The organism is Clostridium sp. C8 (genome assembly GCF_001010885.1).
Lineage (GTDB): Bacteria > Bacillota > Clostridia > Clostridiales > Clostridiaceae > Clostridium > Clostridium sartagoforme.
This window is the reverse complement of sequence record NZ_LBMX01000082.1, coordinates 143622-159364: the sequence shown is the minus strand read 5'-3', so window position 1 is coordinate 159364 and position 15743 is coordinate 143622. Positions and strand designations below refer to the sequence as shown.

Sequence of the window (15743 nt, the reverse complement as noted above, 5' to 3'; positions counted from 1 at the left end):
AATGATGAAATTTATTACTGAAGAGTATTTAAGAGATTTATATAAAAAAGAACCTTTTAGTACTTATCAATTGAATCAAGGAGAGCGCCTTACACCTGGAGCAAAGCAATATCTATCTGATAGAGGAATAAGAATGTCAGATGAAGTTTCATACAATAAAAAAGCTAATGATATAAAAGAATCAAAAACATTGCAAATTGGATGTAAGAAGAGGCTTTATTATAAATTAAAATCTATGGAAGCAGAATTTCTCGTAGTAAGCCGTGATGTTTTAAAGGATGATATTATATTATCTCAAAATATTATTGCATTGGGTAAAAAAATCACAAATATTAGAAATTTTATAGCAGGAGAAAAGGAGTTAGAAAAACTTAGCTGTCAGGAATGTACAGGAATAAACTCAACTAATTTTTATGATGATATTGATGACTGCTTCGAAATTACAGAATTTCATATGCAACTTAATAAAAGTAATGAAATATTAAAATTGCATGTACTTCGCTGTAAGGTTCATGAGTTAGAATTATATCTTTCTGAATTTTATAAAGATGATAATTTAGGTCAGGATGTTATAAAAAGTGTTAACTCAATTATTAACTCTTTATCTCAGATAATTTGTTCAATTGTTGGAGGGAAAATATGTCAGAGGGGAAATTAACTTTTGAATATTGTGACAAGCTTGTTCATGATTTTGAAAAAGTTATAGATAAGGCTATTGTAGGAAATTCAAAGGTTTACTATACAGGTGTTGATTTAGGAACTGCGTGTATAGTTATAGCTGTATTAGATGAAAATTATAGGCCAGTTGCAGGTGCTTATAGATATGCAGATGTAGTACGTGATGGAATGGTTGTTGATTATATTGGAGCTGTTAAGATTGTAAGGGAGCTCAAAGAAGAAATTGAAGAGAAATTAGGTAAGGAACTAGTTTATGCTGCAGCAGCAATTCCACCTGGAACAGATGCTTTGGATTCAGGAGCAATTAAAAATGTAGTACAAGCTGCCGGATTTGAACTTACAAATTTGTTAGATGAACCTACTGCTGCAAATGAAGTTCTTAAAATTGCAAATGGAGCAGTTGTTGATATAGGTGGTGGAACAACAGGAATATCTATTTTAAAAGATGGGAAAGTAGTTTATATTGCTGATGAACCAACTGGTGGAACTCATTTTTCATTAGTTATATCAGGGGCTTATGGAATGACTTTTTCAGAAGCTGATAAGTTTAAAAGAGATAACAGAAGACATAAAGAATTAATTCCGGTATTAAAGCCGGTAGTAGAAAAAGTTTCTTCTATTATTAATCAACATATAAATGGATATGATGTTAATGAAATTTCTTTAGTAGGAGGAACTTGCTGCTTAACTGGAATAGAAGAAATTATTGAAAAGCAAACAGGGATTTACACTCATAAGCCTCATAATCCAATGTTTGTAACACCACTTGGTATAGCACTTAGTTGTACAAAAGAGATTATTGAATAAGGAGAGTGAATAGTATGGAGTTTAGAATTATAAAATCACCATCTGAAGGTACTTTAGATATTCTAAGACGACGTATGGGAGCAAATTGTAAAACTGACTTAGATAATGCTGATGCAATTGGCCTTGTTCAAGGAAGAATGATAGAAATGATTTGTGCAGCAGATATTGCAGAAAAGGCTGTTGGTGTTACAGTTGAGGATGTTAGAGGCAGTTGTCCACAAAATATGATTTTAATTGCGATTTTTGGAGATACAGCATCTGTTGAATCAGCGATTAAAGAAATCAAAATCAAGATGGAAGAAGGAAAAACATTATGATAACGGCAAAACTTATTGGCAACGTGTGGGCAACAAGAAAAGCTGAAGCATTAAGTGGATTTAAACTTATGTTGGCTGAGGAAATAGGTGGAATTAATGAAGGAAGAAGATTAATAGTAGTTGATATTATTAGTGCAGGCATAGGAGATAGAGTAATTATATGCACCGGATCCTCTGCTCGTAGGATGTTAGGGAATGATGATATACCAGTTGATGCAGTAGTTGTAGGAATCATTGATGAAGATTGTAATTTTAAATAAATTTAGGAGGTATAACTATGAGTCTTTTAGATAAAGTAAAGGATGCAGGAGTTATTGGAGCAGGTGGAGCAGGATTTCCTACTCATGCTAAATTAGCAGCAAAGGCAGAATATGTACTTCTAAATGGAGCAGAATGTGAACCTCTTTTGAGAGTTGACCAACAATTAATGGAAATCTTCCCAGATGAAATAATTAAAGGTTTTGAAGTTGCCAGGGAGCTTGTTTCTGCAGACAAAGGAATTATAGGAATAAAAGGAAAGCATGAAAAAGTAATCTCTATTTTAAGAGATAGAATTATAAAACTACAAATGAGCGATGTGCTTGAAGTAAAGGAACTTCCAGATATATATCCAGCAGGTGATGAACAAGTGTTAGTTTATGAGCTTACAGGGAGAATTGTTCCAGAAGCAGGTATTCCTATTCAAGTTGGATGTGTAGTTGTAAATAGTGAAACAGCTTTAAATATTTATAATGCATCTATAGGGAAATCAGTTACAGAAAAGTATATAACTGTTTCAGGAAATGTACCAAATCCATTAACATTAAAAGTTCCTATTGGCACAAAAATTATTGATGTATTAAGGCTTAGTGGAATAGATAATTTTAATGATTATGCAGTTATTGATGGCGGACCTATGATGGGACCTGTAATGAAAAGTTTAGATGGTTATGTAACTAAGAAAAATAAGGGATTTGTAATTCTAAAAAAGGAGCATCCATTAATACGTAAAAAGTCTGTTGAAATGAATCAAGCTCGTAGAGTAAACAGAGCTTCTTGTGAACAATGTAGAATGTGTACAGATATGTGCCCACGTTATTTACTTGGACATGGAACTCAGCCTCATAAGATGATGAGGGCTATGGCATATAATCTTGAAGATGTAGAAGGACAAAAAATAGCTCAATTATGCTGCCAGTGTAATTTATGTGAATTATTTTCTTGTCCAGCTGGACTTTATCCTAAAGCAGCAAATTTATATTTCAAGCAACAGCTTATGGAAAAGAATATTAGGTATAAAGCATCAAAAGATAATTTTGAAGTAAGACAAGCTCGTGAATATAGATTAATACCAAGTAAGAGACTTATTGCAAGGCTAGGCTTAAGAGAATTTGATAAACCAGCTCCTTTAACTAATATTACAGTAGAACCTGAAACAGTTTGTATTGCTACACAACAACATGTTGGTGCTCCAGCTATTTCTAATGTAGTTATAGGTGATTATGTTAAAGCTGGTGATTTAATAGGTAATATTAAAGAAGGAACTTTAGGAGCTACAATACATGCGAGTATTTCAGGAATTGTTACAGAAATTGAAAATAATTTTATAACTATAAGGAGGGGTTAATGTGGCTAATGCAATAGGAATGGTTGAGTTTACAAGTATTGCACGTGGAATTTATGCAACAGATCAAATGCTTAAGACTTCAGAAGTTGAAATAGTTACAGCTAGCTCTGTTTGCCCAGGAAAATACATTGCAATAGTTAATGGTGATGTTGCAGCTGTAAATGAATCGGTAAGTGTGGGAGAGAAAATGGCAGGAGAGTTTTGGATCGATTCGATGATTATTCCAAATGTGAGCCCATTGGTTTTCCCTGCAATAACAGGAGCAACAATGCCTGATAGAATCCAGGCACTAGGAATACTAGAATCTTTTTCAATAGCTAACATGGTTATATCAGCAGATGCTGTTTTAAAGGCAGCTAATTTAGATCCAATAGAGCTTAGATTAGGAACTGGATTAGGAGGTAAATCATTTTTCACATTTACTGGTGATGTAGCTGCAGTTGAAGCTGGCATTGAAGCTGGAAAATCAATTATGGAAGAAAAGGGATTACTAGTTAATGCAGAGATTATACCATCTCCATCTGAAAGATTACTACAGTCTTTACTTTAAAAATCAGTAAAGACATTGTATAAAATTAATTTTATAATGAAAGGATGTGAGTAAATGAAGAGGTTAATTGTTGCAAAAGATGTTGAAGCTTTAATAAAACAAGGTGAAACAAAATTTTATGTTGATAGTGATGTAATTATTACACCATCAGCTAAGGATTTGGCAAAAGCTAGTGGAATAGAATTTTCAACAGAAGTTAATAGATGTGAAGTAAAACAATCTGAAGTACAAAATTTATGTACAAATGGAATGGATAGCGAAATGCTGTTGACTTTCTTTAAGACAATGATGGATAAAGGATTATTACAAGAAATGCTTAATTGTTTGAATAAGCCAAGCACACCATATGTTTCTGAAAACGATAAAGATGGATTAAAGGTTATTAGAGGCAATACAGTTAAAATGGATGTATTTGATACAGGAAATCCAAATGCAAAGGCCTATTATCAAGAATTAGTAAATAAGGACGAATCTAAGATGAGTGCTGGATTTTTAACAATTGAAAATTCACGGTTTGATTGGGAATTAACTTATGAAGAAATTGATTACGTAATTGAAGGAACATTGACAATTGAAATTAATGGAAAAACTTATACTGCATACCCTGGAGATGTACTATTTGTTCCATCAGGTTCTAAGGTAGTTTGGAGTTCACCAGATAAAGCAAGAGTATTCTATACTACTTATCCTGCAAACTGGGCGGATCTTTTATAGCATAACTTTTAGGAGGATTAATCTATGAAAGCACTTGGATTAATAGAAACAAAGGGACTATTAGCAGCAATAGAAAGTGCAGATACAATGTTAAAAGCAGCAGATGTTAGTATTTTTGAGAAGACTTATGTTGGGGGTGGCCTTGTTTCAGTAGCGGTAACTGGAGATATAGCAGCAGTAAAGGCGGCTGTTGAAGCTGGTGTAGCAGCAGTAAAGAAACTAGATGCTTCATTACTAGTTTTAGAACATGTAATACCACGTCCACATGAAGAATTATATAGTATTATTGGAATCAAAAATATACCAACTACCATAGAAAAATTAGATATTACTCATGGTATTAATAATAGTGAGGTAAATGTCCATGATGAAAATAATATGAATCTTATTACCAATAATGATACTAATACAAGTACTGAAGCTAAGGAAAGTTCAAATGAAGAAACAAATGTTTCTTTACCAATAGATATAGATATTTTACAAAAAAATGACTTAGATGATCTAATAACTAAGGATGGAATAGAAAAGGCTATTGAGGTGTTAAATAAGATTAAGTTATCAGAACTTAGAAGTTTAGCTCGTCAATATGAAGATTTAGAGATTACAGGAAAAGCAATCTCCAAAGCAAGTAAGAAGTTATTAATAACTAAAATAATTGAATATTACAAATAACTTCAATATATAAATACTGTAATAGGAGGAATGACAAAATGGAAACTTTTGATAGAGATTTACGCTCTATACAAGAAGCAAGAAACCTTGCAAGATTAGGAAAAGTTGCTTCAGAAAAAATTGCTGATTATACTGAAGAGCAAATTGATAGAATTTTATGTAATATGGTTAAAGTTGCTGAAGAAAACTCAGTATGTTTAGCGCAAATGGCAGTAGAAGAAACTGGATTTGGTAAAGTTGAAGATAAGACTTATAAAAATCATATGGCATCTACAATTTTGTATGACGCAATAAAAGATATGAAGACTATTGGTGTAATTAAAGAGGATGAAATCAATAAGCTGATTGAAATTGCAGAACCAGTTGGATTAGTAATGGGAATAATACCATCTACAAATCCAACATCAACTACAATTTTTAAATCTATGATTGCAATTAAATCTAGAAATGCTGTAGTATTTTCTCCACATCCATCTGCGGCAGAATGTACAATTAAGGCAGCTAAACTAATGAATGATGCAGCTATTGAAGCAGGGGCTCCTAATAATATTATAGGATGTATTACTACACCAACTATTGGTGCAACTAATGAATTAATGAAAAGCAAAGAAGTTGCAATTATTATAGCTACTGGTGGACCTGGCATGGTAAAAGCTGCTTACAGTTCTGGTAAGCCAGCACTTGGAGTTGGAGCAGGTAATTCTCCAGCATATATAGAAAGAACAGCAAATGTAGAACAAGCAGTTAGAAATATAATTGCAAGTAAGACATTTGACAATGGTACTATTTGTGCATCAGAACAATCAATTATATGTGAAGAATGTAATTATGATAGAGTTGTTGAAGAATTCACAAAACAGGGTGGATACTTCATGACAACAGATGAAACTAATAAAGTTTGTAATTTACTATTTAAAAATGGCCACAACATGAATGCTAAGTTTGTTGGTAGATCACCTCAAGTCATAGCAAATGCGGCTGGGATATCTATACCAGCCGGTACTAAGGTACTTATTGGAAAGCAAGATGGAGTAGGTGAAGGATACCCATTATCTTTTGAAAAACTTACAACAGTACTTGGATTCTATACAGTAAAAGACTGGCATGAAGCATGTGAATTGAGCATTAAATTACTTCAAAATGGAATTGGACATACAATGAGTATCCATACAGAAGATAGAGATTTAGTAATGAAATTTGCTAGAAAGCCAGCTGCTCGTATTTTAGTTAATACAGGAGGAAGTCAAGGGGGAACTGGCGGAAGTACTGGGCTAATGCCATCATTTACACTTGGATGTGGTACTTGGGGAGGAAGCTCAGTATCTGAAAATGTTACTCCAATGCATTTAGTTAATATAAAGAGAGTTGCTTATGGATTAAAAGATTGTGCAACATTAGCTTCTTCAGATTCAACTTTTAATCGTATAAAAACTGCTGATAACTGTCATTCTACACAAAATCAATGCAGAACACTAAGTCCTGCTGAATATGTAGCTTCGTCAAAGAGTACTAGCACTGAAAATAGTACAGTCACTAATAATGATGAGCTTATGAAATTAGTTAATCAAATAGTAAAAGCCATGAAGGGGGAACTCTAAATGGAAGATAGATGTGAAGCTATATTGAAGCTGTTATTGGAAGCTGTAAAAGTTAATACAGAGGTGAAAAGTGATTCATCTGAAATTCCAGTGGGTGTTTCTAATAGGCATGTACATCTTTCACATAAAGATTTAAACATTTTATTTGGTGACAATTATCAACTAACTAAATTAAAAGATTTATCACAACCTGGTCAATATGCATGTAAAGAAACAGTTACTATTTGTGGACCTAAGGGAGCTATAGAGAAAGTTAGAATTCTTGGACCTACAAGAAGTAAAAGCCAAGTTGAGATATTAACTGGAGATTGTTTTAAGCTTGGAGTTATTCCGCACACAAGATTATCAGGTGATTTATGTAGAACACCTGGGATTACTATAATTGGACCTAAAGGTTCTATACAAATTGAAGAAGGATTAATAGTTGCACAAAGGCATATACACATGACTCCAGAAGATGCTATTAACTTTGGTGTTTCTGATGGTCAAATAGTGTCTATAAAATTTGATGATTTAAGAGGTGGTATCTATAGTAATGTAGCCATTAGAGCAAATGATACATCTATACTTGAATGTCATATTGATACTGAAGAAGCAAACGCTATGAATATTAACTCAAAATCAAAGATAAAAATTATAAAATAAACTTATAAGTAGATTATAATTCAAAAATTATAATATAAAAAATAAAAAAATATTAAATAAAAAGAAAGAATTTAGGAGGATTTAAAAATGAAATATGATGCTTTAGGAATGATCGAAACAAAGGGATTAGTTGGTTCAATAGAGGCTGCAGATGCTATGGTTAAGGCTGCAAACGTATATTTAATAGGTAAAGAATATGTTGGCGGAGGACTTGTAACTGTTATGGTTAGAGGTGATGTTGGAGCAGTAAAAGCTGCTACTGATGCTGGTGCTGCTGCAGCACAACGTGTCGGAGAATTAGTTTCAGTTCATGTTATTCCACGTCCACATTCAGAAGTAGAAGTAATACTTCCAACAGCTAAAGAAACTGTAAAGTAAGTATAAGCAACATAATAACATAAATTTAGAAAGAAGCTGTATTAAAGTTAAGTTTAGTACAGCTTCTTTAATGATGAAAAATAGAAGCATATTTTAACAATGGAGTAATTAAAGTAATGTTAACTAAGGTAAATAAAGAAGTTTCTAACATTAATAGAATAGAAATTAAATAATATAACCAGCAGTTAATTTTATTTAATAAAACATGATATAAATTCACTTGTTAGTTTAAAAGGCTTTTGCTATTGTATAAATAGGAAAGGCCTTTTAAATTTATTGAGGAGATGTTCAAATGAAAATTAATGAAGTAATACGTAAATATAGGAAAGAACAAAATTTAACTCAGGAGCAGGTTGCTAATCATCTAGGAGTTACTGCTCCAGCTGTAAACAAGTGGGAAAATGGAATATCATATCCAGATATTACTTTATTAGCTCCGTTAGCAAGAATACTAAATATAAATATTGATACTTTACTTTCTTTTAAAGATGATCTTACTGATATAGAAATCAATCAATTTATTAAAGATATTTCAGGTGAAATTAGCTCTTTGGGTTATATAAAAACTTTTAATAAAGTTAGCAATAAGGTTAAAGAGTATCCTAATTGTTATAAGTTAATTTTATATGTGGCTCAAATAATGAATGCTTATTTAGCTATGGGCGTAGAAACAGTATCAGAACAAGAAAAATATCAGAAGCAAATAACAGCTTGGTTTGAAATAGTTACTTTTAGTAATAACAAAGAATTGGCTAATATGGCAATAATCTCTCTATCACAGGAGTATATGAATAAAGGAGAGTATGAAAAAGCACAAAAATTATTAGATAAAATTCCTCTAAGTGGTTTTGATAAAAGAACTACACAGGCCACTTTGTTTATTAAGAGAGGTGAGTATGAAGAAGCATATGAAATATATGAAAAAATGTTATATCAGTATATAAATAATGTAATAAATATCTTGATGCAATTAATATCACTTTTATGTGAAGAAAAAAATTATGAAAAAGCATTAAAGTATTCTGAATTAGTAGATAAGGTAGCAAATAACTTTGACTTAGGCAAATATATAGGGGCATCATCTAAATTGCCAATTTATTTAGTATTGAAAGATAAGAATAAAAGTATAGAAACTTTAGAAGAAATAATAAAGGGAATTGATTCATTAACATGCGCCAGAAATTCTAAACTTTATCAACATATGAGGTTTAAAGAAGAAGATGGAATAGAAGAAATGGAAAAAATGATAAAAGACTCTTTAAAAGTAGATAAAGAATTAGATTTTCTTCGAGATAACCCAAGGTTTAAATTTCTTATGGATAAATTAAAATAAAATTGAAGAATGGTTACTTAACAGTAAACAAAATCTCACCTCTAGGATTAAAATATTAAATTGGAAGTTATTTGGACCCCAGGGGTGAATCTATATGGAAAATTCCAATTTCTTTATAATGATCTATTTTATAATTAATGGTATTTAAGCTTTGTTTTAAATATTCAATTTGATTTAATATATCTTTCTTATGATGTTCTAATATATCCTTTCTTTCTTCACAAGTTTTTTCACCTTGAAGACAAAGATTCATAAATTCTTTAATTTCAGATAAAGACATTCCACTATTTTTTAGACAACAAATTAATTCAAGCCAGTTAACATCATTTTCAGTATATAGTCGTATGCCAGTGGAACTTCTCTTCAATAAAGGCATCAATCCTTCTCTATCATAATATCTTAAAGTATGTTCAGATAGTTTTATTTTTTCAGAAACTTGTTTTATTGTATATTTCATAAATGGAATCCCCCATAAAATTATAATTTATTGATTTAAAGTAAACTGTAATCTTTAGCCTAATTATAGAAGATAAAAAATAAAAGGTAAAGAAAGATTTTATAGTAGCTATAATAAGGACATACAATTTCAGAAATGAAATATATTACTAAATAATAATAAATAAAATAAAGTATATAAGTTAAACTAATATTATAAAGTGAAATTATTTTAAAATAAAATTTGACTTAGAGTAAACTCTAAGGTTTATAATTATGGTAAAGAAAATTTTTACAATAATGTAGGAGGTTATGCTATGAAAATAGACAGTAAGATAAAAATGAATACGGGTACTGAAATTTATCAATTTGGATTAGGGGTTTGGCAAAGTGGACCTGAAACTAAGGAAGCTGTTCTTGCTGCATTAAAAGCAGGATATAGACATATTGATACTGCGGCTATATATAAAAATGAAGAAGCTGTAGGTGAAGCAATAAGAGAAAGTAAAATTCCAAGAGAAGAACTGTTTATAACAACAAAACTATGGAATCAAGATATGAGAGATCATAAAGTAATGGAAGCTTTTGAATTAAGCTTAAAGAAACTTGGCTTGGACTATGTAGATTTATATTTAATACATTGGCCAGTTAAAAATGAATACATTCCATCATATAAAATAATGGAAGAAATTTATAAAAGTGGTAGGGCTAAAGCTATTGGAGTATCAAATTTTAAAACTCATCATCTTCAAGATTTATTAGATAATACAGAAATTGTTCCAGCAGTAAATCAAATGGAATTTAATCCTCAAATGCAAGATTATGATATTTTAGAAATGTGCAGAGAAAAAGGTATTGTATTTGAATCTTGGTCACCACTTGGTTCAGGGGCTTGTCTTGATGATGAAGAATTAAAGGAAATAGGAAGGAAGTACAATAAATCAGTAGCCCAAGTTATTATTAGATGGTTATTGCAAAAGGGAATAGTAGTATTCCCTAAATCAGTACATGAAGCAAGAATAAAGGAAAATGCAGATGTATTTGATTTTGAACTAACTAATGAAGACATAAAATTAATTGATGGAATGAATAAGAACTTAAGAACTGGGGCAGATCCAGATACTTTCACTTTCTAATGATTATTTTAAATTATATATAAATTTAGATTTGCAAAGAATAAATGTAAATATAAAAACACATATAAGTATCAATAAAAAAGCAATCCAATAAAGTTAATGAATGGATTGCTTTTTTATAATAAAATATAAATTTGTAATTTACTTTATTAAAATAGTAGGTGTTATGAAAAGATATATCTTACTCATCACTATCTAATATAGACTGAATTTGTTTTTGCTTTCTTTTATTTATTAGATAAAGAATTTCAAAGCCTATAAAGCTAATAATAGTTGCGCACAAAAAGGTCATGGCTGAAATTAATATAGTATTTAGACTATTTGTTTTAAATAAATCTCCTAGTTTTATATAATTAAGGGTAGTATTTATAATTGCAATTACAAGCCCACTAACAAGACTATTTATCACAACAATTTTTTGGCTGTGTTTTGAAGATTCAAACAGATCATTCCCAACCATTATATTACGAATAATAATATATATAGAAATGGCAATAAATAAAATTATCTCTACTGCATATTGTGAAAACGGTGCATTAAACATATATTGTTGAACTAAAACTGATAAAAGCAATCCATAAAAAGTTATTTGAAATGCATCACTTCCTATTTTCCTTTTTTGCATTAAAATTCTTTCGTCTTGAATTTTTTGATTTCTCATTGAACATCCTCCCAAAATAAATCATTTAATGTTTTACCAAGTGCTTTGCATATTGCAATGCAGAGATTAAGTGTTGGATTATAGGTGCCTGATTCGATTAATCCAATAGTTTGTCTTGTTACTCCAACAATTTTGGCTAAATCCTCTTGTTTCATATCGCATTCTAAACGAGCAATCTTCATTCTTTTATTTTTCATATTTTACCTCCTTATAGCATAAGTGTAACTTAAACATTTCTTAATGTCAACTATATATTGCATTTTGTAATTTATATAAGTTGTTATTATTGTGGATGTAGTTAGTGCTTAATATGTATTTTATAAATTAATTCTATTAATATAATAATAAGAGTCAAAAATTAATAATAAAAATTTTACCCCTGGGGTCCAATTAATTTCCAACTTATAATATACTTTGACAATTTATAAAAGTATTGATAAAGTTAATATGCAAATGAATAAGAGGTAATTTAATGAAAGAGGTATAGTTATGGAAATTAATTTTGAAAGTCTTAAAATAAATGAAAAAATAATTAGTGGATTAAATACTATGGGAATAAAAGAACCTACTGAAATACAAAAGGAAATTATTCTACCGGCTATTAATAAAGAAAATTTAATTGGTCAGTCTGAAACAGGTACAGGAAAAACTCTAGCTTATCTTCTACCTATAATAGAAAATATCGATACAAGTAAAAAAGAAATACAATGTATAATATTAGCTCCAACTCATGAGTTAGCTATTCAAATAAATAATACAATAAATGAGGTAAAAAAATCAGCCAACTTAGAAATCACATCTACACCTTTAATAGGAAGTGCAAATATTAAAAGGCAAATAGATAATTTAAAGGCAAAACCTCATATTATTGTTGGATCAGCAGGAAGAATATTCGAATTGATGGGTAAAAAGAAAGTAACAGCTCATACTATAAAAACTATTGTTATTGATGAAGTTGATAAGCTTTTAGATAAAAATAATCTTCCAGTTATAAAAAATATAATAAAATCTACACAAAATCAAACTCAACTTATGATGTTTTCAGCCACATTAAATAATAAAACTTTAGAAATTGCTAAAGATTTAGCTAAAGATATAAAAGTTATATCAGTTAAAAATAATAAAGTTAATGAAAATATAAAACACAGCTATATAAAAACTGATTATAGGAAAAAAATTGAGACATTAAGAAAACTTTTAAACTCAATTAAAGGTGAAAAAGTCTTAGTATTTAATAATGACAGCTATACAACTAATACCACTATAGAATATTTGTCTTTTAACAATGTGAAAGTAGATGCAATAGGCGGCAGTGGCAAAATGGAAGATAGAAAAAGAGCTTTAGAAAATTTCAGAAAAGGAAAAATCCAAGTTTTAATAGCTTCAGATATAGCGGCAAGAGGACTAGACATAAAAGAAGTTAATTATGTTATTAATTTTGATATTCCAGAAGATCCTAATGATTATTTACATAGAGCTGGAAGAGTAGGAAGGGCAGGCAAGTCTGGAGAAGTATTTTCACTTGTTAATGAAAGAGAAGAAAACTTAATAGAAATATACGAAAAGAACTTTAAAATAGACATTTCAGAAAGGACTCTATATAAGGGAAATATAGAATAAGAAAGTCAAAAATGTATATTGACTATTTTAATATATGTGCTAAAATTAATATTAATTTAAATAGAGATATATTAAATAGCTTCGTATAACCCTAATAATATGGATTAGGGGTTTCTACCAAGAACCAATAATTCTTGATTACGAGGAAATCATTTTATTTGTGATTTCTTCGTAGTCAAGAATTTTTTTTATAAAAATTTAGAGGAGGATTTAATTTCATGGATATTAGTAACTTACCTAAAATAGAACTTCATTGTCATTTAGATGGAAGTTTAAGAGTTGAGACGGTTATAGAGCTTGCGAAAAGAGAAAATATAAAATTAGACAGTTATGAGTATGACTATGTTAAAAATCTACTGGTTGTTTCAGAGAAATGTAATTCATTAGATGAATACTTAAAAAAATTCGATTTACCAAATGAAGTCCTGCAAACAAAGGAAAACTTAAAAAGGGCAGCTTATGAATTATTAGAAGATGCAGCAAAAGAAAATGTGAAATATATTGAGGTGAGATTTGCCCCGGTACTGCATACAAAAAAAGGACTAGCTTTAGAAGAAATAATAGAAAGTGTTATAAATGGAATAAAAGAAGCTGAAAAAGATTATGAGATAAAAGGTAATGTAATAATTTCTTGTATGAGAAGCTTAGAAATATCTCATATATACGATTCAATAAAAGCTGGGAAAAAATATCTTGGCAGAGGGGTTGTTGCAATAGATTTAGCAGCATCAGAAAAAGAAGATTTTGTTTATGAATATATAGATTCGATGAAATTTGCTAAGGAGTTAGGGTTTAGAATCACAGTACATGCTGGAGAAACTGGCTTTGGGAAAAATGTAAGAGATGCAATAAATTTTTTAGGAGCTGAAAGAATAGGTCATGGCGTTTATATATATAATGACAAAGATGCTTATAATCTAGTTAAAGAAATGGGAGTAACTTTAGAAATGTGCCCTAAAAGCAATATTGACACAAAAGCAGTAAAAACCTATGTAGAGCATCCTATATATAAATATCATAAAGATGATATAAAGGTTAGCTTAAGTACTGATAACAGAACTGTATCTAATGTAAATTTGACTGAAGAAACAGAAAAACTAATAGAAACATTTAATGTTAATATAGATGAATATAAAGAAATTTATATAAATAGTATAAATGCCGCTTTTTGTGATGATGAAACAAAAAAACTTTTAATGAAGACTATACCTTAAAATAAATTAATTTCCAATTCTTAAAGGAAAGTAAAACAAACTGAAATTGGAAATATAAAAAATTGCTAAATGGCTAAAATAAAGATATATTATAAGCGTAAGGAGGCCATCTATGAAAGCATATAAGACAAAGATAGAACTTATAGATAGTATTCCATTAATATATAGAAAAGTTATAGTTCCATCAGGAATTACTTTTGAAATGCTACATTATATAATTCAATTTTCAATGGGATGGCAAAATATTTATTTATATGATTTTAATATTAAAGAAGAAAATTTAAGAATAACTTCTGATAAAAAAACTATTTCTGAATATGAATTTTATTCTAAATTGAAATTAAATAATAGAAATGATCCTTACGGTTTTATAAAAGATATGTTAAAGATTAAACTCTTGCTTAGTAAAGAGGTTTATATAGATGATTATTTAAATAAAGAAAATAAAATTGAATATATATATGACTTTGGAGATTATTGGAAACACAATATAACCTTAGAAGAAGTAATTGAAGATTATATATATGATTATCCTAAATGTATAGAAGCAGAAGGAAATTGTCCTCCAGAAGATATTGGAGGAATAGAAGGATATACAGAATTTTTAAAAATAATTAATGATAAAACTCATCCAGAATATGAAAATATGCTTTCATTAGTAAGTAAACAAAATTATCAAGAAGTTTTTGATTGCGAAAGTGCTAACTTATTTATGAGAAAATATTATGAAAAAGATAAGTAGTAATTTAAACTAATGTTAATAAATGAAAATAAGTTCACTCAATTTAATACCTCTTAATCCCAAATATGTACTAGTGGGATAGTGTGAATTTATTTCAACTATAAATTTTAATATAATAACATAAAAATAGCAATTGTATTTTAGAATATTATTATATAAGCTCTTTAGCACCTTTATATATAAATAATGAATATAATATTTATATATAAGTATTTTTGGAGGAGCGATGACAAGTATATATAGATATTGTTTTGAGGATATCGTAACAATTAATATAATTTCAGATGCTGTTAATAGAATTAATAATAAACCAGCTCTAGAAGAATTCCTACGAAAAACTTCATTAGGCCAAGACACATATATTAAAATATTAGAATTAACTTTTGAAGCTGAGCCAATTTTTAAGACATTTATTTATCAAGATAATCTTTTTAGGGTGAAAATTGATGGATTAAATACTAGCAATCCATTTGTAAGAAGAGTCGTAGGTACTAGATTAGTTGAAAGAGAATATACAGATAAAGTTTTATATGATTTATATTATGGTAATAATTTTATGGATAATGTTTTTTGGTATAGAAAAGTATAAAAGTTTAAAATTTTGAGAATGTTAGTATAAAAGGTATGTGTACTCTTT

General features: G+C 29.3%; 20 protein-coding genes and 1 riboswitch. Of the genes, 17 read left to right on the top strand and 3 right to left on the bottom strand.

What is annotated here, in order from left to right; genetic code table 11:
* Position 1 precedes the first annotated feature (1 nt).
* From AAT22_RS12245 to AAT22_RS12190, 12 genes are all read left to right on the top strand, one after another.
* A complete protein-coding gene (locus AAT22_RS12245) occupies positions 2-658 on the top strand; it encodes an ATP--cob(I)alamin adenosyltransferase (protein WP_047001426.1) in 657 nt (218 codons plus the stop codon).
* Entirely contained in the window at positions 640-1485 is an 846-nt protein-coding gene (eutJ, locus tag AAT22_RS12240; RefSeq protein ID WP_047001425.1) for an ethanolamine utilization protein EutJ, read from the top strand. Before AAT22_RS12245 ends, eutJ begins: the two co-directional genes overlap by 19 nt.
* A gap of 14 nt (positions 1486-1499) precedes the next feature.
* On the top strand, positions 1500-1802 hold the full coding sequence (locus tag AAT22_RS12235; protein ID WP_047001424.1) for a BMC domain-containing protein: 303 nt from the start codon (positions 1500-1502) through the stop codon (positions 1800-1802).
* The gene (locus AAT22_RS12230) at positions 1799-2062 is read left to right on the top strand and encodes a EutN/CcmL family microcompartment protein (RefSeq protein WP_016207597.1); all 264 of its coding nucleotides are present in this window, start codon (positions 1799-1801) and stop codon (positions 2060-2062) included. The genes AAT22_RS12235 and AAT22_RS12230 overlap by 4 nt, the downstream gene beginning before the upstream one ends.
* A 17-nt stretch (positions 2063-2079) precedes the next feature.
* Positions 2080-3408 (top strand): 4Fe-4S dicluster domain-containing protein, encoded by a 1329-nt coding sequence (locus AAT22_RS12225; RefSeq protein WP_047001423.1) that lies wholly within the window; start codon positions 2080-2082, stop codon positions 3406-3408.
* 1 nt (position 3409) lies between these two features.
* Positions 3410-3958, top strand: a complete 549-nt coding sequence (locus AAT22_RS12220; RefSeq protein ID WP_016207599.1) for a BMC domain-containing protein — start codon at positions 3410-3412, stop codon at positions 3956-3958.
* Between the two features lie 54 nt (positions 3959-4012).
* The gene (locus tag AAT22_RS12215; protein WP_016207600.1) at positions 4013-4672 is read left to right on the top strand and encodes a cupin domain-containing protein; all 660 of its coding nucleotides are present in this window, start codon (positions 4013-4015) and stop codon (positions 4670-4672) included.
* A 24-nt stretch (positions 4673-4696) separates the two neighbouring features.
* Entirely contained in the window at positions 4697-5344 is a 648-nt protein-coding gene (locus tag AAT22_RS12210) for a BMC domain-containing protein (protein WP_047001422.1), read from the top strand.
* Positions 5345-5382: 38 nt separating this feature from the next.
* Entirely contained in the window at positions 5383-6942 is a 1560-nt protein-coding gene (locus AAT22_RS12205; protein ID WP_047001421.1) for an acetaldehyde dehydrogenase (acetylating), read from the top strand.
* Positions 6943-7587 (top strand): phosphate propanoyltransferase, encoded by a 645-nt coding sequence (locus AAT22_RS12200; RefSeq protein ID WP_016207602.1) that lies wholly within the window; start codon positions 6943-6945, stop codon positions 7585-7587.
* Between the two features lie 87 nt (positions 7588-7674).
* Positions 7675-7965 carry an ethanolamine utilization microcompartment protein EutM gene (gene eutM, locus AAT22_RS12195; RefSeq protein ID WP_016207603.1) on the top strand — a complete coding sequence of 97 codons (291 nt, stop codon included), beginning with the start codon at positions 7675-7677 and terminating at the stop codon, positions 7963-7965.
* Between the two features lie 292 nt (positions 7966-8257).
* The gene (locus AAT22_RS12190; RefSeq protein WP_047001420.1) at positions 8258-9298 is read left to right on the top strand and encodes a helix-turn-helix transcriptional regulator; all 1041 of its coding nucleotides are present in this window, start codon (positions 8258-8260) and stop codon (positions 9296-9298) included.
* A gap of 67 nt (positions 9299-9365) precedes the next feature.
* Here the strand turns inward: AAT22_RS12190 and AAT22_RS12185 are convergent, their stop codons facing one another.
* Positions 9366-9755 carry a MerR family transcriptional regulator gene (locus AAT22_RS12185; RefSeq protein WP_016207605.1) on the bottom strand — a complete coding sequence of 130 codons (390 nt, stop codon included), beginning with the start codon at positions 9753-9755 and terminating at the stop codon, positions 9366-9368.
* A 295-nt stretch (positions 9756-10050) separates the two neighbouring features.
* Between AAT22_RS12185 and AAT22_RS12180 the strand changes: the two genes are divergently transcribed.
* Complete coding sequence (locus AAT22_RS12180) at positions 10051-10869, top strand: aldo/keto reductase (protein WP_016207606.1); 819 nt, start codon at positions 10051-10053, stop codon at positions 10867-10869.
* Positions 10870-11050: 181 nt separating this feature from the next.
* On the opposite strand, the gene AAT22_RS12175 is transcribed toward AAT22_RS12180, so the two are convergent.
* Entirely contained in the window at positions 11051-11530 is a 480-nt protein-coding gene (locus AAT22_RS12175; protein ID WP_047001419.1) for a DUF6773 family protein, read from the bottom strand.
* Complete coding sequence (locus AAT22_RS12170; RefSeq protein WP_047001418.1) at positions 11527-11727, bottom strand: helix-turn-helix transcriptional regulator; 201 nt, start codon at positions 11725-11727, stop codon at positions 11527-11529. The genes AAT22_RS12175 and AAT22_RS12170 overlap by 4 nt, the downstream gene beginning before the upstream one ends.
* A gap of 292 nt (positions 11728-12019) precedes the next feature.
* Here AAT22_RS12170 and AAT22_RS12165 point away from each other — a divergent pair, with 292 nt between their 5' ends.
* From AAT22_RS12165 to AAT22_RS12150, 4 genes are all read left to right on the top strand, one after another.
* Positions 12020-13150: a DEAD/DEAH box helicase gene (locus tag AAT22_RS12165; RefSeq protein ID WP_016207607.1), complete on the top strand. Its 1131-nt coding sequence runs from the start codon at positions 12020-12022 to the stop codon at positions 13148-13150.
* 61 nt (positions 13151-13211) lie between these two features.
* Positions 13212-13311: riboswitch (purine riboswitch) on the top strand.
* 57 nt (positions 13312-13368) lie between these two features.
* Positions 13369-14364 carry an adenosine deaminase gene (gene add, locus AAT22_RS12160; protein ID WP_016207608.1) on the top strand — a complete coding sequence of 332 codons (996 nt, stop codon included), beginning with the start codon at positions 13369-13371 and terminating at the stop codon, positions 14362-14364.
* Positions 14365-14476: 112 nt separating this feature from the next.
* Positions 14477-15106 (top strand): plasmid pRiA4b ORF-3 family protein, encoded by a 630-nt coding sequence (locus tag AAT22_RS12155; protein ID WP_047001417.1) that lies wholly within the window; start codon positions 14477-14479, stop codon positions 15104-15106.
* A 226-nt stretch (positions 15107-15332) separates the two neighbouring features.
* Complete coding sequence (locus AAT22_RS12150) at positions 15333-15695, top strand: hypothetical protein (protein WP_016207610.1); 363 nt, start codon at positions 15333-15335, stop codon at positions 15693-15695.
* Positions 15696-15743 lie beyond the last annotated feature (48 nt).

Coding starts and splice junctions, on each gene's coding strand:
- AAT22_RS12245 (WP_047001426.1), top strand. CDS start 2: ATGATGAAATTTATTACTGAAGAGTATTTAAGAGATTTATATAAAAAA.
- eutJ (WP_047001425.1), top strand. CDS start 640: ATGTCAGAGGGGAAATTAACTTTTGAATATTGTGACAAGCTTGTTCAT.
- AAT22_RS12235 (WP_047001424.1), top strand. CDS start 1,500: ATGGAGTTTAGAATTATAAAATCACCATCTGAAGGTACTTTAGATATT.
- AAT22_RS12230 (WP_016207597.1), top strand. CDS start 1,799: ATGATAACGGCAAAACTTATTGGCAACGTGTGGGCAACAAGAAAAGCT.
- AAT22_RS12225 (WP_047001423.1), top strand. CDS start 2,080: ATGAGTCTTTTAGATAAAGTAAAGGATGCAGGAGTTATTGGAGCAGGT.
- AAT22_RS12215 (WP_016207600.1), top strand. CDS start 4,013: ATGAAGAGGTTAATTGTTGCAAAAGATGTTGAAGCTTTAATAAAACAA.
- AAT22_RS12210 (WP_047001422.1), top strand. CDS start 4,697: ATGAAAGCACTTGGATTAATAGAAACAAAGGGACTATTAGCAGCAATA.
- AAT22_RS12205 (WP_047001421.1), top strand. CDS start 5,383: ATGGAAACTTTTGATAGAGATTTACGCTCTATACAAGAAGCAAGAAAC.
- AAT22_RS12200 (WP_016207602.1), top strand. CDS start 6,943: ATGGAAGATAGATGTGAAGCTATATTGAAGCTGTTATTGGAAGCTGTA.
- eutM (WP_016207603.1), top strand. CDS start 7,675: ATGAAATATGATGCTTTAGGAATGATCGAAACAAAGGGATTAGTTGGT.
- AAT22_RS12190 (WP_047001420.1), top strand. CDS start 8,258: ATGAAAATTAATGAAGTAATACGTAAATATAGGAAAGAACAAAATTTA.
- AAT22_RS12185 (WP_016207605.1), bottom strand. CDS start 9,755: ATGAAATATACAATAAAACAAGTTTCTGAAAAAATAAAACTATCTGAA.
- AAT22_RS12180 (WP_016207606.1), top strand. CDS start 10,051: ATGAAAATAGACAGTAAGATAAAAATGAATACGGGTACTGAAATTTAT.
- AAT22_RS12175 (WP_047001419.1), bottom strand. CDS start 11,530: ATGAGAAATCAAAAAATTCAAGACGAAAGAATTTTAATGCAAAAAAGG.
- AAT22_RS12170 (WP_047001418.1), bottom strand. CDS start 11,727: ATGAAAAATAAAAGAATGAAGATTGCTCGTTTAGAATGCGATATGAAA.
- AAT22_RS12165 (WP_016207607.1), top strand. CDS start 12,020: ATGGAAATTAATTTTGAAAGTCTTAAAATAAATGAAAAAATAATTAGT.
- add (WP_016207608.1), top strand. CDS start 13,369: ATGGATATTAGTAACTTACCTAAAATAGAACTTCATTGTCATTTAGAT.
- AAT22_RS12155 (WP_047001417.1), top strand. CDS start 14,477: ATGAAAGCATATAAGACAAAGATAGAACTTATAGATAGTATTCCATTA.
- AAT22_RS12150 (WP_016207610.1), top strand. CDS start 15,333: ATGACAAGTATATATAGATATTGTTTTGAGGATATCGTAACAATTAAT.